This is a genomic window from Rugamonas rivuli, from assembly GCF_009380165.1.
Taxonomy (GTDB): domain Bacteria; phylum Pseudomonadota; class Gammaproteobacteria; order Burkholderiales; family Burkholderiaceae_D; genus Rugamonas; species Rugamonas rivuli.
Genome location: NZ_WHUF01000013.1, coordinates 105,660 through 120,516 on the forward strand (window position 1 = coordinate 105,660; position 14,857 = coordinate 120,516).

14 protein-coding genes and 1 rRNA gene are annotated in these 14,857 nt (G+C 63.3%); 12 read left to right on the forward strand and 3 right to left on the reverse strand.

Going from position 1 to position 14,857, the window contains the following annotated elements; all coding sequences use genetic code 11:
- Nucleotides 1–24: 24 nt before the first annotated feature.
- The 8 genes from GEV01_RS30205 (at nt 25) to ppnP (ending at nt 9,056) form a co-directional block, all read left to right on the forward strand.
- Nucleotides 25–1,839, forward strand: coding sequence for a methyl-accepting chemotaxis protein (locus tag GEV01_RS30205; RefSeq protein WP_152810052.1), 1,815 nt, complete (start codon nt 25–27; stop codon nt 1,837–1,839).
- Nucleotides 1,840–1,851: 12 nt separating this feature from the next.
- Nucleotides 1,852–2,295: a chemotaxis protein CheW gene (locus GEV01_RS30210; RefSeq protein WP_152810054.1), complete on the forward strand. Its 444-nt coding sequence runs from the start codon at nt 1,852–1,854 to the stop codon at nt 2,293–2,295.
- Nucleotides 2,292–3,563 (forward strand): CheR family methyltransferase, encoded by a 1,272-nt coding sequence (locus GEV01_RS30215; protein ID WP_152810056.1) that lies wholly within the window; start codon nt 2,292–2,294, stop codon nt 3,561–3,563. Before GEV01_RS30210 ends, GEV01_RS30215 begins: the two co-directional genes overlap by 4 nt.
- 12 nt (nt 3,564–3,575) lie before the next feature.
- On the forward strand, nt 3,576–4,262 hold the full coding sequence (locus tag GEV01_RS30220; RefSeq protein WP_152810058.1) for a chemotaxis protein CheW: 687 nt from the start codon (nt 3,576–3,578) through the stop codon (nt 4,260–4,262).
- On the forward strand, nt 4,259–6,565 hold the full coding sequence (locus GEV01_RS30225) for a hybrid sensor histidine kinase/response regulator (protein ID WP_152810060.1): 2,307 nt from the start codon (nt 4,259–4,261) through the stop codon (nt 6,563–6,565). Before GEV01_RS30220 ends, GEV01_RS30225 begins: the two co-directional genes overlap by 4 nt.
- The gene (gene cheB / locus GEV01_RS30230) at nt 6,562–7,605 is read left to right on the forward strand and encodes a chemotaxis-specific protein-glutamate methyltransferase CheB (RefSeq protein WP_152810062.1); all 1,044 of its coding nucleotides are present in this window, start codon (nt 6,562–6,564) and stop codon (nt 7,603–7,605) included. The genes GEV01_RS30225 and cheB overlap by 4 nt, the downstream gene beginning before the upstream one ends.
- Before the next feature lie 71 nt (nt 7,606–7,676).
- Nucleotides 7,677–8,717 (forward strand): diguanylate cyclase, encoded by a 1,041-nt coding sequence (locus GEV01_RS30235; protein ID WP_152810064.1) that lies wholly within the window; start codon nt 7,677–7,679, stop codon nt 8,715–8,717.
- A gap of 24 nt (nt 8,718–8,741) precedes the next feature.
- Complete coding sequence (gene ppnP / locus GEV01_RS30240; RefSeq protein ID WP_152810066.1) at nt 8,742–9,056, forward strand: pyrimidine/purine nucleoside phosphorylase; 315 nt, start codon at nt 8,742–8,744, stop codon at nt 9,054–9,056.
- Nucleotides 9,057–9,087: 31 nt separating this feature from the next.
- Here the strand turns inward: ppnP and murB are convergent, their stop codons facing one another.
- Nucleotides 9,088–10,116, reverse strand: a complete 1,029-nt coding sequence (gene murB / locus GEV01_RS30245; protein WP_152810068.1) for a UDP-N-acetylmuramate dehydrogenase — start codon at nt 10,114–10,116, stop codon at nt 9,088–9,090.
- Between the two features lie 155 nt (nt 10,117–10,271).
- On the opposite strand from murB, the gene GEV01_RS30250 reads away from it, so the two are divergent.
- Entirely contained in the window at nt 10,272–10,757 is a 486-nt protein-coding gene (locus GEV01_RS30250; RefSeq protein WP_008446569.1) for a YajQ family cyclic di-GMP-binding protein, read from the forward strand.
- A 158-nt stretch (nt 10,758–10,915) separates the two neighbouring features.
- Nucleotides 10,916–12,172, forward strand: coding sequence for a nitronate monooxygenase (locus tag GEV01_RS30255; RefSeq protein ID WP_152810070.1), 1,257 nt, complete (start codon nt 10,916–10,918; stop codon nt 12,170–12,172).
- A 34-nt stretch (nt 12,173–12,206) separates the two neighbouring features.
- On the opposite strand, the gene GEV01_RS30260 is transcribed toward GEV01_RS30255, so the two are convergent.
- Nucleotides 12,207–13,142, reverse strand: a complete 936-nt coding sequence (locus tag GEV01_RS30260) for an exopolyphosphatase (protein WP_152810072.1) — start codon at nt 13,140–13,142, stop codon at nt 12,207–12,209.
- 405 nt (nt 13,143–13,547) lie between these two features.
- On the opposite strand from GEV01_RS30260, the gene GEV01_RS30265 reads away from it, so the two are divergent.
- Together GEV01_RS30265 and GEV01_RS30270 are read left to right on the forward strand one after the other, a co-directional pair.
- Complete coding sequence (locus GEV01_RS30265; protein ID WP_328595668.1) at nt 13,548–14,084, forward strand: hypothetical protein; 537 nt, start codon at nt 13,548–13,550, stop codon at nt 14,082–14,084.
- A 24-nt stretch (nt 14,085–14,108) separates the two neighbouring features.
- Entirely contained in the window at nt 14,109–14,687 is a 579-nt protein-coding gene (locus tag GEV01_RS30270) for a C39 family peptidase (RefSeq protein ID WP_152810076.1), read from the forward strand.
- Nucleotides 14,688–14,738: 51 nt separating this feature from the next.
- On the opposite strand, the gene rrf is transcribed toward GEV01_RS30270, so the two are convergent.
- A 5S ribosomal RNA gene (gene rrf / locus GEV01_RS30275) occupies nt 14,739–14,851 on the reverse strand.
- Nucleotides 14,852–14,857: the final 6 nt, after the last annotated feature.

Below are 14,857 nucleotides of genomic sequence, written 5' to 3' on the forward strand. Positions count from 1 at the left end.
TCTATTGCGGTACCTGGAGAAAGAATGTTTAAAGACTTGAGCATCAAGAAGAAGCTGTACATGAGTTTTGGCGCCATCCTGGCCATCATCCTGTTGCTGCTGTCGATCGCCTACAACAAATTCAACAGCCTCTCCGATGCCAACGGGTGGGACCGGCATACGATGGAAGTACTCCAGGCCATCGACGGCCTGCGCAACGACCTGCTGCAAGTGCAGGTTGAAGCGCGCGGCTATTACCTGACCGGCGCCGCGGTCCGTCTTGAACGCACCCGCAAGGAAATGACCGATCTGCCGGGCTCCACGCAACGGCTGCAAAAACTGACCAGCGATAATCCCGGTCAGGTTGCGCGCTTCAAGAAGCTGGAGGAAATGATCGACATCTGGGCCAAGGAAGTCATCGCGTCGCAACTGACCATGCGCCAGGAACTGGGCGACAAGCCGGGATCCGCCGATGCAATGGGCCGCACCGCACCGCTGACCAACACCAATTCGCTGATCGGCCAGATCTACAAATTCATGGACGATGCCACCGCAGAAGAGCAGAAGCTGCTGGCCGAACGCTCAACAACCTCCAACAATCTGCAGGAGACGATGCGCCTGGTGCTGGCCGGCGGCGGCCTGGCTTGCGTGGTGCTGTCGGCGGTGATCGCCTGGCTGCTGGTGCGCGCGCTGGCGGAGCCCCTGAACAACCTGACGCACGCGGTGGGCCGCATCGCCGCCGGCGAACAGTCGGCGCGGGCGACGGTGCTGTCGGCCGATGAACTGGGCCAGGTGACGACGGAATTCAACCGCATGGCGCAATCGATCCAGGATAGCCAGGCCAACGAGCAGGCCGCCACCAACCTGCTTAAGTCCAAGGTCGATTCCTTGCTGGGCGTGGTCTCCAAGGCCGCCGCCGGCGACCTGACCGGCAAGATCGAAGTGGCCGGCAGCGACGCCATCGGCCAGCTGGCGCATGGTCTGGACCGCATGTTCGAAAACCTGCGCGCCCTGCTCAACAACGTGCAGAAGGCCGGCATCCAGGTCACGACATCGGCCACCGAGATCGCCGCCTCGGCCAAGCAGCAGGAGGCCACCGGCATCGAACAGGCGCAGACCAGCGTCGAGATCCTCAGCACCACCAAGGAAATCTCCGCCAACACCTCGCAGCTGCTCAAGACGATGGAAGACGCGACTGCGGTGGCCGACTACACCACCAGCGCCACCGCCGACGCCCAGAACAACCTGCGCCGCATGGACAGCACCATGCAGCACATGGTCTCGGCCACCGATTCGATCAACGCCAAGCTGGCGGCGCTGTCGGAGAAGGCTTCCAATATCAACAGCGTTTTGATCACCATCACCAAGGTGGCCGACCAGACCAACATCCTCTCGCTCAACGCCGCCATTGAAGCCGAGAAGGCCGGCGAGGCGGGACGCGGCTTCTCGGTGGTCGCCACCGAAATCCGCCGCCTGGCCGACCAGACCTCGGTCTCCACCTGGGACATCGAGCAGATGCTCAAGGAGATGCAGTCGGCGGTGTCGGCCAGCGTGATGGGCATGGACAAATTCTCCGAAGAGATACGCCGCAGCGTCGGCGAGGTGCGCCAGGTGACGGACCAGCTGTCCGGCGTGATGGACCAGGTGCAGAAACTGGCGCCGCAGTTCGACGCCGTCTTGCAGGGCATGCAGTCGCAGGCCGTGGGCGCGCAGCAGATTTCGGAGACCATGATGCAGCTGAACGACGCCACCCAGCAGACCGTGGAATCGCTCAAGGCCACCAGCGAAGCGGTGCACCAGCTGCAGTACGCGGCGGGCGACCTGCAATCGAGCGTCGCCAACTTTGCCGTTGCGGCCTGACGGGAGCGCGCGATGAAGCTGCTGATCTTCCACATCGGCGCCGACCGCTACGGCTTGCGCCTGCGCGACGTGGTGCGCGTGCTGCCGCTGCTGGAACTGAAGCACCTGCCGCTGGCGCCGGACGCCGTGGCCGGCCTGATGGACTTCCACGGCCAGTCGGTGCCGGTGATAGATTTGTGCCGCGCCAGCGGCCTGCCCAGCGGCGCCGATCATTTCGACACCCGCATCATCGTCGTGGACTATCACTCGCCCGAAGGCACGGCCCACCTGCTAGGCCTGCGCGCGGAGCGCGTGCTGGGCGTGCAGGAGGTAGCGGAGGCGCAGCTGGCCGACAGCGGCGTCACGGCCGCGCCCTTCCTCGGCCAGGTGGCCAGCGACGCGGGCGGCATGCTGCAACTGGTCGAACTTGAACAACTGCTGCCGGCGTCGCTGCGCGCGACGCTGTTCCAGACATGACTCCCGTCCAAGCCATGCTGCACGAGGCCACCGGCTTGACGCTGTCCAAGTCCTCGGTCGAGCGCGCGATCAGGCACCGCATGGAGCAGACCGCCGCCGCCAACCAGGATCTCTACCTGGAGCGCATGACGGCGGAAGAGCTGACGGCGCTGGTGGAACTGGTGGTGGTGCCGGAATCGTGGTTCTACCGCGACCCGCAAGCCTTCCAGGCCGCCAGCGAATTTGTCCGCGCGCGGCTGGCCGCCGACGCCGGCCGCATGGTGCGCATCCTGTCCATCCCCTGCGCGGGCGGCGAGGAGCCGTACACCATGGCGATGGTGCTGGCCGACGCCGGCGTGCCGGTGGACAGCTTCATCATCGACGCCTACGACATCAGCGCCGGCTGCATCGCCCGCGCCAAGAGCGGCGTCTACGGCCGCAACGCCTTCCGCAGCCAGGACCTGGGCTTCCGCGACCGCCACTTCAGCGGCGACGGCAGCAGCGACGACTACAGCATCGGCGACGCGCTGCGCAAGCAGGTGCGCTTCAAGCAGGGCAATCTGCTGGAGCTGGACCTGGGCGCGCGGACGGGCTACTACGACGTGATCTTCTGCCGCAATCTGCTGATCTACTTCGACAAGCCGACCACCAAGGCCGCCATCGCCCGGCTGAACGCCTTGCTGTCCGAGGACGGCCTGCTCTTCGCCGGCTATGCGGAAGTGCCGTCGTTCTGCCAGTATGGATTTATGCCGCTCCAGTATCCGCAAGCTTTCGGTCTGAGGAAGGAAAGCGCGCCGGCCGCCAAGCGGGCCGCAAAACCCGCCGCCAAGACGGCGCCGCGCCCGGCCCGCCCTGCTCCGGCTGCGGCTCCCGCTTCCGCTGCTGCGCCGGCGCCTGCTCCGGCGCCTGCTCCGGCGCGGGTGCGCGCCGGAGCGCCGACGCCTGTGCCGGCGCCGCACGCCCCCCTGACCGCCGCCGATCTGCTGGCCGACGCGCGCCGCCTGGCCGACCTGGGTCAGCTGAAGGAAGCCGAAAACAAAAGCCGCGACCATCTGGCGCAGTCGCCCGATTCGGCCGAAGCCTATTTCATCCTCGGCCTGGTCAACGAACTGACGAACAAGCACAAGCTCGCCGAAGACTACTGGAAGCGCTGCATCTACCTGCAGCCGGACCACTACGAAGCCTTGTGCCACCTGGCCCTGCTGGCCGAGACCAACAACGACCCGGCCGGCGCCCGCGCGCTCAAGGCCCGCGCCGCGCGCATCTACAAACGCCAGCAGGAATCATAAGGGCGCCCGACCATGACTACCACCACCTCCCCCATCGCCATCGTCAGCATCGACGACTGCTGGAACCGCATCGGCGTCGTCGGCGACCAAAGCTGCGAAAAGCTGGAACAGGCTGTCCACTGCCGCAATTGCGAAGTGTATGCGGGCGCCGCCCAGCGCAACCTTCAGCGCGCCGTCGGCGACGACTACAAGAAAGACTGGGCCGCCCACTTCCGCCAGGCCGCCACCGACGCGCAGCAGCTCGACGCCTCCTGCCTGGTGTTCCGCATCGGCCGCGAATGGCTGTCGCTGCCGACCAAAATGTTCGTCTCGGTGGCGCCGCAGGCCAAGCCGCACCGCCTGCCGCACCGCGCGGAGCGCGGCTTGAGCGGCATCGTCAACGTCGGCGGCACGCTGTATCCCTGCATGTCGCTGGCGGCGCTGCTGGGCATCGACGAAAACGAAGGCGAAGCCGCCACCAACCGCCACACCTTCGCGCGCCTGCTGCTGACGCAATGGGAAGACCAGGCCTACGCGCTGCCGGTGGCCGACCTGCACGGCATCCTGCGCTACGCCACCGCCTCGGTGCAGGCGCCGGCCGCCACCATCAACAAAGGGCTGTCGCGCTTCCTGTCCGGCGTGATAGCGCATGAAGACATGCACATCGGCGTGCTCGACTCGGCGCTGATCGGCTACCAACTTGCGAGGACACTGCGATGAGCCAGGACAACAACGGAGACCTCAGCCAGTTCTCCATGCTGGACCTGTTCCGCATGGAGGCGGACAGCCAGACCCAGATCCTCACCGACGGCCTGCTGGCCATGGAGCGCCTGAAGGATGACGCCAGCGCCGTCGAATCGATGATGCGCGCGGCGCACTCGATCAAGGGCGCGGCCGCCATCGTCGGCCTGGAGGTGGTGGTGCAGCTGGCGCACGGCATGGAAGACGCCTTCATCGCCGCCCAACACGGCAAGCTGGCTCTGACGCCCAACCGGGTCGACGTGCTGCTGGCCGGGGTCGACTTGATCCTTCAGCTATCGCGGCTGCAGGACAGCGGCGTCGACGCCTGGCTGGCCGCCAACTCCGCGCTGATCAGGAAAACCCTGGACTCCATCGCCAGCATCGCCTTCCTGCCCGAGCCGGTCAACCTGCAGGTGGAAGCAGGCCTGGCGCCGCCAGCGCCTGCACCGGCCGCGCCCATCGCCTTCCCGCCCGGCGAGCTGCCGATCGCCTCAGCGGCGACCGCGCCCGCGTCCGAAGACGCGCCGGCCATCGCCGCGCGCACGCCGGCCGCACTGAAGACGGCGCAGAACTTCGATCGCCTGCTGTCGCTGGCCAGCGAGTCGCGCATCAATGCGCACCAGATGCATCCCTTCATCCAGGACATGCAGCGCTTCAAACGCAACCAGAGCAGCCTGTTCGCGCTGATCGAGCAGCTGCACGAGGCGATCTCCAACAGCAGCGACGCCGGCCTGAAAGAGAAATCCCTGCTGGCGCTGCAAAAGACCCATCCGCTCAAGCAGTTCGTGCTGGAGCACATCGCCGACATCGAAGCCTACGAACGCCGCCTGCTGGCCGTATCGCAAGGCATGGTGGACGAAGTGCTGACGCTGCGCATGCGTCCCTTCCGCGACGGCGTGCAAGCCTTCCCGCGCATGGTGCGCGACCTCGCGCGCGGCATGGGCAAGGACGTGCGGCTGGAGATCATCGGCGAGGACACGCTGGTCGACCGCGACATCCTGGCGCGGATCGAAAGCCCGCTTAACCACATGCTGCGCAACGCCGTCGACCACGGCATGGACGCTCCGGAGCTACGCATCGCCGCGGGCAAGCCCGGCGCAGGCACCATCGTGCTGGAGGCCAAGCACCGCGCCGGCATGCTGAGCATCGAGATCAGCGACGATGGCAAGGGCGTGGACCTGGAAAAAATCCGCGCCCGCGTCATCGACCGCAAGATGGCCAGCCCGCAAATGGCGGCCTCGCTGTCGCCCGCCGAGCTGATGGAGTTCCTGTTCCTGCCCGCCTTCAGCCTGAAGGAAAGCACCACCGAGATTTCCGGGCGCGGCGTCGGCCTGGACATCGTGCACGAGACCATCCGTTCGCAAAACGGCACCGTGCGCATCGAGTCCGAACTGGGCGTCGGCTTCCGCACCTACATCACCCTGCCGCTGACGCAGTCGATCGTGCGCGCGCTGGTGGTGGACGTCAAGGGCGAGGCCTACGCCGTGCCCATCGTGCAGGTGGAGCGCGTGGTCAAGGTGCCGCAGGCCGCCATCCACACGCTGGAGAGCAAGCAGTTCTTCGATCTCGGCGGCGAGCATCTGGGCCTGGTCTCCGCCGCGCAGGTGCTGGAACTGGGCGACACCGACTCCAGCAGCGAAGAGCTGGCGGTGGTCGTCATCGGCAGCGGCGCGCGCCGCTACGCGCTGGTGGTGGAGTCCATACGCGGCGAACAAAGCCTGGCGGTGCAGGCGCTCGACCCGATCTTCGGCAAGATGCGCGACATCTCCTCCGCCGCCCTGCTCGACGACGGCGAGCCGGTGCTGATCCTCGACGTGCCCGACCTGCTGATCTCCATCGACAAGCTGCTGCACGAAGGCGGCCTGCATCAGCTGACCAAGTCCGACCAGGCCGAGCGCCGCAAGACCAAGCGCATCCTGGTGGTCGACGATTCGCTCACCGTGCGCGAGATGGAGCGCAAGCTGCTGCTCAGCCGCGGCTTCCTGGTCGATATCGCCATCGACGGCATCGACGGCTGGAACGTCGTGCGCAGCGGCGACTACGACCTGGTGATCACCGACGTCGACATGCCGCGCATGGACGGCATCGAGCTGGTGACGCTGATTAAAAAAGACATACACCTGCATAAGCTGCCAGTCATGATAGTCTCTTACAAAGACCGTCCCGAGGACCGCGCGCGCGGCCTGTCGGCCGGTGCCGACTACTACCTGACCAAGGGCAGCTTCCACGACGAGACGCTGCTGGACGCCGTCAGCGATTTGATTGGAGACGCCCGCAGATGAAGATCGCCATCGCCAACGATGTCGCCATGGCAGCCGAAGCGCTGCGGCGCGTGGTCGCCAGCACGGCGGAGCACCAGGTGCTGTGGATAGCGCGCACCGGCGCGGAGGCGGTGCGCATGTGCGCGGAAAACCGGCCCGACCTGGTCCTGATGGACTTGAACATGCCGGAGCTGGACGGCGTCGAGGCGACGCGCCAGATCATGGAACAAAGCCCGTGCGCCATCCTGGTCGTCACCGGCCGGCCGCAGGACAACGTCAACCAGGTATTCCGCGCGCTGGGCGCCGGTGCGCTGGACGTGACGGCGACCCCGGTCCTGCAGGGCAAGCCGGGCGGCGACACCGAGCTGCTGGCCAAGATCCGCACCATGGACAAGCTGATACGCCACAGCGGCGGCAGCCAGGCGATGATGCCGAGAACAGCGGCCAATGGCAACGGCCACGGCGCCGACGGTGCGGAAGCGGCGGAGCGCGTCACCTCGCTGCTGGCGATCGGCGCCTCCACCGGCGGCCCGATGGCGGTCTCCAAGATGCTGGCGGGGTGGAAGCCGCCGCGCGGCTGCGCGGTGGTGGTGGTGCAGCACATCGACCAGCACTTCGCCGATAATTTCGCCCGCTGGCTGGGCGAACAGCTGGAAATGCCCGTGCGCGCCGCCGAGGAAGGCGACGAGCTGGTGGCGGGCACCGTCCTGATCGCAAAGAGCAACGACCACTTAACGCTGGATCAAAACTATCGCCTGCGTTACGATGCAGAGCCCAAGGACTATGCCTACCGTCCGTCGGTCGACGTGTTTTTCCACTGCGTGGCGCAGCACTGGAAAGGCGAAGCAGTGGGCGTGCTGTTGACCGGCATGGGCCGCGACGGCGCCGAAGGCCTGCTGGCCATGCGCCGCGCCGGCCAGGCCACCATCGCCCAGGACCAGGGCAGCAGCGCGGTCTACGGCATGCCGCGCGCCGCCGCGGAGCTGGACGCGGCACAGATGATTTTACCGCTGGCGAAGATCGGTCCGGTCTTGCGCAGCACCCTGGGCGGCCGTTCCTGAACCCCGAACGGCCGCCCTATCGGCACTTCCCTGCGCCAGACATGCCCGGGTATCACTGAAAGAGAATACTGATGTCAGAAGCACTTGTAGTCCCAACCGATCCGGAACAATCGCTGGCCAGCTTCAAGGTCAGGGTACTGCTGGTGGACGACCAGCTGATCATCGTCGAAGCCGTGCGCCGCATGCTGAGCGACCAGACCGATATCGAATTCCACTACGTGACCGACGCCACGCTGGCGGTGCAGTCGGCGCAGCAGCTGCAACCCACCGTCATCCTGCAGGACCTGGTGATGCCGACCATCGACGGCTTCGGCCTGATCCAGCTGTACCGCGAGCAGGAAGAGCTGCGCAACGTGCCGGTGATCGTGCTGTCGGCCAAGGAAGACCCCAAGCTCAAGGCGCACAGCTTCGCCACCGGCGCCAACGACTACATGGTCAAGCTGCCGGACAAGCTGGAACTGCTGGCGCGCATCCGCTATCACTCGGGCGCCCACATCAGCCGCCTGCAGCGCGACCAGGCGTTCCGCTTCCTGCGCGCGAGCCAGAAGCAGCTGGCCGACGCCAACATCGAACTGCAAAAGCTGGCCGCGCTCGACGGCCTGACCGGCATCGCCAACCGCCGCCGCTTCGACGACACCATGCGCCTCGAATGGCAGCGCGGCCAGCGCGACAGGAAGCCATTGACGCTGCTGCTGTGCGACGTGGACTTCTTCAAACTGTATAACGACAGCTTCGGCCACCTGGCGGGCGATTTGTGCCTGAAAAAAGTGGCCGCTGTATTGACCGAACATTTAAAGCGACCGGCCGACCTGGCCGCGCGCTACGGCGGCGAGGAATTCGCGATTATCCTGCCGGAGACACCACTGACTGGGGCACTGATCGTGGCCGAGTCGTGCCGCCGTCACCTGGAACAGCTGGCCATCGAAAATCCGCAGGCCGATACCGAGTTCTCCACCGTGACCATGTCGATAGGCGTGGCCAGCGTGGTGCCGTCGGCATCGTCCAGCGTCGACCAGTTGATCCAGCTAGCCGACCAGGCGCTGTACGCCGCCAAGCGCGGCGGCCGCAACCGCGTGGTGAACGCGGAAGACCTGCCTGGTCTCCCAACCTGAATCGAACCAAGGAAAAACTGCAGCATGAGTGCTCAATTTGATCAAGTCAGCGTCGTCAAGAAATCGAACATCTACTTCGACGGCAAATGCGTTTCGCACAATGTGATTTTCGCCGACGGCAGCAAGAAAAGCGTCGGCGTGATCTTCCCTTCCAGCCTGACCTTCAACACCGGTGCGCCGGAGACGATGGAGATCATCGGCGGCGTGTGCAAGGTGCGCCTGGCCGGCGCCAGCGAATGGCAGACCTACGCGGCGGGCCAGCAGTTCAACGTGGCCGCCAATTCGAGTTTCGATATCGAGACCGTCGAGACGGTCGATTACGTTTGCCACTTCGGCTAACGCGGTACAAGGCGGGCCTGGCCCGCCTTTTTCAAATGAAGACCGGCTCCGGTTCCAGCAGCACGCCATAGCGCGCCTGCACATCGGCCTGGATCGCGCGCGCCAGCGCTACCACATCGGCGCCTTGCGCGCCGCCGTTATTCACCAGCACCAGCGCCTGTTTCGGGTACACGCCCGCCGCGCCCATCGTGCGTCCCTTCCATCCGCACTGATCGATCAGCCACCCCGCCGCCAGCTTTTCGCTGCCGTCCGGCTGCGCGTGATGCACCAGCGTCGGGAAGCGCTCCAGCAACGCCGCGCATTGCGCGCCCGTCACTACAGGGTTCTTGAAGAAGCTGCCGGCGTTGCCGATCACCGCAGGATCGGGCAGCTTGCGGCGGCGGATCGCGATCACCGTGTCGGCCACCTGCTGTGCGCTCGGCGTGGCGATGCCCTGCTCCGCCAGCGCCTGCGCCAGTTCCGCATAACGCAGATTGGGCTGCCACTGCTTCGGCAGCGCGAAGCAGACGTCGACGATGATCAGGTGGCGGCCATCGTCCTGCTTGAAGATGCTGTCGCGATAGCCGAAGCGGCAGGCCGCGGCATCCATCGTGCGCGTGCTTGAGGTGGCCGGATCGAACACCGTCACGCTGTGGAACACGTCCTTGGTCTCGAGGCCGTAGGCGCCGATGTTCTGGATCGGCACCGCGCCCACCGTGCCCGGTATCAGCGACAGGTTTTCCAATCCGCCCAGTCCCTGCGCCAGCGTCCACTGCACGAACTCGTGCCAGTTTTCGCCGGCCGCCGCGCGCACGTAGTGATGATGTTCGTCGCTGGCCAGCACCTCGCGGCCTTGCAGCGCGATGTGCAAAACCAGTCCGGGGAAGTCCTTCGTCAGCAGCAAATTGCTGCCGCCGCCGAGCACCAGCTTCGGCAAAGAAACCCAGGCGGCATCAGCAAAAACGCCGAGCAGTTGCTCTGTTTTTGTCACGCGCAAATACGCGTGCGCGCTCGCCGCGATGCCGAAGGTGTTGAGGGACTGCAATGGGAACTGGTATTGGATGGGGAACTGTGGATGCATGGAGGAAAAACCTGGGAAATTTGATCGATTATAGAGCGAAACAAGTAAAAAACCAGCGTCGATATGGCGGCGATGGCCCGGTTGTCCGTTAAAATGTCAGTCTTTGATGCAGTGAGTTTGATTCATGCTGCATGCCACACGAAAAGGAAATAGTTATGCCGTCGTTTGATGTAGTCTCCGAAGCCGATATGATCGAAGTGAAGAATGCCGTTGAGCAATCTCAAAAAGAAATCGCCACCCGTTTCGACTTCAAGGGTACGGGCGCCTCTGTCGAGCACAAGGAAAACGAACTGACCGTCGTCGCCGACTCCGAATTCCAGTTGCAACAGGTCCGCGACGTGCTGACCAACAAGCTGTCCAAACGCAAAGTCGATGTCCGCTTCCTGGAAGACGGCGACATCAAGAAAATCGGCGGCGACAAGGTCAAGCAAGTGATCAAGATCAAGAATGGCATCGAATCCGACGATGCCAAGAAAATCGTGCGCGTCATCAAGGACAGCAAGATGAAAGTCCAGGCGAGCATCCAGGGTGACGCCGTGCGCGTCACCGGCGCCAAGCGCGACGACCTGCAGGCGGCCATGGCCATGCTGCGCAAGGACGTGCCCGAAATGCCGCTGGAATTCAACAACTTCCGCGACTGATCCCTGCGCGCGACGCCCGGCGCGGCGTCACAATGCTGTAGTACACATGGAGTAGAATCAAAGCGGGCTCCATGCAGGTGTACTCACGCGCGACCGCATTTCACGCATAGCGCCGGGCTTTACGCCCGGCAACCAACTTCGGTAGTCTAAGGATAGCAATGAAACGTGTTGATGATTTCCGCCTGCGATTTGGCAAAAACGAGTACGTGCCCATCATGGTTGGCGGAATGGGCGTGGATATTTCGACGTCCGAACTGGCGCTGGAAGCAGCCCGCCTGGGCGGCATCGGCCACATCTCCGATGCGATGGTGGAAGACGTGTCCGATCGCAAGTTCGACACCAGCTTCGTCAAGGACAAGACCAAGCTCTACAAGTTCAACATCAACAACATGGACAAGTCCGTGGTGCAGTTCGACCTGGAACGCCTGGCCGACGCGCAGCGCCGCCACATCGGCGCCACCATGGCGGCGAAGCAAGGCCCTGGCCTGATCTTCGTCAACTGCATGGAAAAGCTGACCATGAACGGCCCGCGCGAAACCCTGCGCACCCGCCTGAACGCGGCGCTGGACGCCGGCATCGACGGCATCACGCTGTCGGCCGGTTTGCACTTCGGCTCGTTCGCGCTGATGGCCGACCACCCGCGCTTCCGCGAAGCCAAGCTGGGCATCATCGTGTCGTCGGTGCGCGCGCTGCAGATCTTCCTTCGCAAGAACGCCAAGCTGGACCGTCTGCCGGACTACATCATCGTCGAAGGCCCGCTGGCCGGCGGCCACCTGGGCTTCGGCATGGACTGGGCCGAGTACGACCTGATGACCATCACGCAGGAACTGCTGGAATACCTGAAGGCGGAAAACCTGGACATCCCGTTGATCGCCGCCGGCGGCATCTTCACCGGCAGCGACGCAGTGCGCTTCCTGGAAGCGGGCGCGGCTGGCGTGCAGGTGGCGACCCGCTTCACCGTCACCAATGAATGCGGTTTGCCGGCCAAGGTCAAGCAGGAGTATTTCAAGGCGTCGGAAGAAGACATCATCGTCAACGGCGTCTCGCCGACCGGCTATCCGATGCGCATGCTGAAGAACACGCCGGCCATCGGCGCGGGCATCCGTCCGGGCTGCGAATCCTACGGCTACCTGCTGGACGCGACCGGCAACTGCGCCTACATCAATTCGTACAACCGCGAAGTGGCGGCGCACCCGACCGAGAAGAACATCGTGGTCATGGACAAGACTTGCCTGTGCACCCACATGCGCAACTTCAACTGCTGGACCTGCGGCCACTACACCTACCGCCTGAAGGACACCACGCACGTGAAGGCCAACGGCGAGTATCAGCTGCTGACCGCCGAGCACGTGTTCAAGGACTATCAGTTCAGCGTGGACAACCAGATCGCCCTTCCTGAAAAAGAAGAGGTCTGAATGAAGAACGGCGCTCATTGAGCGCCGTTTTTTTTTAGCCTTCCGAGTTTATTCGGGCGATCAAGGCGCCAAGCACTTCTTCCGCACGCTCATTGTCGACCTGGCAGGTGCCGGCGTTCTCGTGCCCACCGCCACCGTACTCCAGCATCAGCGCACCGATATTGGTCTTCGACGTACGGTTCAAAATCGACTTGCCGGTGGCGAACACCGTGTTCTGGTTCTTCAGTCCCCACAGCACGTGGATCGAGATATTCGTCTGCGGATACATCGCATAGATGATGAAGCGGTTGCCGGCGTAGATGATCTCTTCGTCGCGCAGATCCAGCACCACCAGGTTCTTGTGCACGGTGGCGCAGCGGCGGATTTGCTCCTTGCACTTCTCCGCATGCTCAAAGTACAGCTCCTTGCGTTCCTTCACGTCCGGCAAGGCCATGATCTCGGCGATCGTATGGTTTTTGCAGTAGTCGATCAAGTCCATCATCAGGTTGTAGTTCGAGATGCGGAACTCGCGGAAGCGGCCCAAGCCGGTACGCGCATCCATCAGGAAGTTCAGTAAATCCCAGCCTTCCGGATTCAACACTTCCTGCTCGTTGAAGCGCGCGGCGTCGCCCTTGTCCACAGCCACCATCATGTCGTGCCATGAGGCGGGGAAAGCCTTCTCGGCGCCGTAGTAATCGTAGACCACGCGCGCGGCCGAGGGCGCCTCCGGATGGATCACATGGTTCTTGCGTTCGCCGGTGTTGCGGATGGTTTCCGACAAATGGTGGTCGAAGGCGATGTGCACGCCAGGGACGAAAGGCAGATTGGTGGTGATGTCATTGTCGCTGATGGCGATCTTACCGTCCTGCATATCCTTCGGGTGGACGAACAGGATCTCATCGATCATATCCAGATGCTTCAACAGGACTGCGCACACCAAACCGTCGAAGTCGCTGCGCGTTACCAGACGAAATTTTTTTGCTTCTGACATGAATGCACCTCTAGTGGATTGAACACGACGATGGGCTAATAATACAACCCAAATCTGCACGTGGACAGCAATTGTCATGACACGTTGCAATACGTCACATCGGGGGCGACCACCTTTCGATTGTTAAGAAATCAAAAATCCGTGTGGCCTCTGTCTCAAATATGGAAAAACCACAAACTTGCATGTTGGATTACCTAGAATGGCCGCGCTGCCCTTCTCGACCGGCAGCCCCTACCCCATCCGCAAGAGGAGACAGAAACCATGCCGCGTATTTCCACTCTGCTCGGGTTGGCCATTTCAGGCTGCCTGAGCCTATCCAGTCCGACGCTATTTGCTCAAACCTCGCAACTCGACGGCGCCAGCAGCGCCGCCCGACGGGACTTTTCTCAATTCGTCCAGTTCCAAGTGCAAAACCATGCGGGCAGCGCGCCGCAAGGCTTCCCGCTGGACGTGGCCGACGTGCAGGACTTGAAGGACGCCCGCATCGCCTATGGCTTCCCGGTCTACACCGTCGACCCCACCGACCTGCTGGCCGGCCGCCGCGAACTAAAGGCCATGGCCAAGCCCACCGGCATCTGGCGCTTCGTCGTCACCCTCAACGAACAGCCGATCGGCCTGGCCACGGTGGAACAGGTCAACGGCAAATGGGAAACGGTGGCTTATGGCGCGACCGTGCTGGCCAAGGATCTGGATGCGGCGATGACCGCCTATGGCAATGCCGACCGTTCGAACGTGCGCGTGCTGCGCATCTACCAGGCACAGTCCGACTTCCTGGAAGTGAGCTCGGCCCAGAATGGCGCGGCCCGCTTCGCACCGCTGCATTCGGCACGGCAGTCGCTGCTGCTACAGCGCAAAGCCGCCGGCGACGGCCTGCTCGATGCGAGCGAGTTGCTGGAGCCGCTGCGTGCGGCGGTCAAAAAGAATCTGGAGAGCGCGCGCTAAGCGGCTCGCAACTAGGAGACTCTCATGAAAAAATTGAACAGCCTGATATTAAGCGCGGCTTTGCTGGCGACGCTGCCGTCTGCCTTCGCACAGTGGAAAACCCTGAACGTGCCGCTGGTGACGCAGGAGCACAGCCAGTGGTGCTGGGCCGGCTCCAGCAAGGCGGTGTTGAACTTCTACGGCCAAACGCCTAGCCAGTGCCAGATCGTCAATTGGGCCTTTGGCCTGAACTACGCTTGTGGCAACTCTAACTTCAACTGGAACAGCAACGCCAACCAGCCGAACAGCATGTATGGCAGCAATGGCAGCGTGCAAAACATTCTCAAGGCCTGGGGCGTAACCAACACAGCCTACAACTCAGCGTCATCATGGAACAGCGTAGTGTCGGACATCAATGCGAACCGGCCATTCGTGATCCGCTACGGTTGGAGCAGCGGCGGCGGCCACATCATGGTCGGGCGCGGCTATGAGACGGCAAATGGTGTGAATTACGTCTACATCATGAATCCGTGGCCAGGCGAAGGCCAGACTTACCGCACCTATGCTTCAGCGGTTTCGGCTTCGGATCATCAGTGGACGCACACACAGCGCATGAATCAATAGACGAAAAAAAGCCCCGACCAGATCATTGGAAGGGGCTTTTTAGTATAACTAGCCTGACGATAACCTACTTTCACACTGGTTGCAGCACTATCATCGGCGCAGAGTTGTTTCACGGTCCTGTTCGGGATGGGAAGGGGTGGGACCAACTTGCTATGGTCATCAGGCATTGA

Coding starts and splice junctions, on each gene's coding strand:
- GEV01_RS30205 (WP_152810052.1), top strand. CDS start 25: ATGTTTAAAGACTTGAGCATCAAGAAGAAGCTGTACATGAGTTTTGGC.
- GEV01_RS30210 (WP_152810054.1), top strand. CDS start 1,852: ATGAAGCTGCTGATCTTCCACATCGGCGCCGACCGCTACGGCTTGCGC.
- GEV01_RS30215 (WP_152810056.1), top strand. CDS start 2,292: ATGACTCCCGTCCAAGCCATGCTGCACGAGGCCACCGGCTTGACGCTG.
- GEV01_RS30220 (WP_152810058.1), top strand. CDS start 3,576: ATGACTACCACCACCTCCCCCATCGCCATCGTCAGCATCGACGACTGC.
- GEV01_RS30225 (WP_152810060.1), top strand. CDS start 4,259: ATGAGCCAGGACAACAACGGAGACCTCAGCCAGTTCTCCATGCTGGAC.
- cheB (WP_152810062.1), top strand. CDS start 6,562: ATGAAGATCGCCATCGCCAACGATGTCGCCATGGCAGCCGAAGCGCTG.
- GEV01_RS30235 (WP_152810064.1), top strand. CDS start 7,677: ATGTCAGAAGCACTTGTAGTCCCAACCGATCCGGAACAATCGCTGGCC.
- ppnP (WP_152810066.1), top strand. CDS start 8,742: ATGAGTGCTCAATTTGATCAAGTCAGCGTCGTCAAGAAATCGAACATC.
- murB (WP_152810068.1), bottom strand. CDS start 10,116: ATGCATCCACAGTTCCCCATCCAATACCAGTTCCCATTGCAGTCCCTC.
- GEV01_RS30250 (WP_008446569.1), top strand. CDS start 10,272: ATGCCGTCGTTTGATGTAGTCTCCGAAGCCGATATGATCGAAGTGAAG.
- GEV01_RS30255 (WP_152810070.1), top strand. CDS start 10,916: ATGAAACGTGTTGATGATTTCCGCCTGCGATTTGGCAAAAACGAGTAC.
- GEV01_RS30260 (WP_152810072.1), bottom strand. CDS start 13,142: ATGTCAGAAGCAAAAAAATTTCGTCTGGTAACGCGCAGCGACTTCGAC.
- GEV01_RS30270 (WP_152810076.1), top strand. CDS start 14,109: ATGAAAAAATTGAACAGCCTGATATTAAGCGCGGCTTTGCTGGCGACG.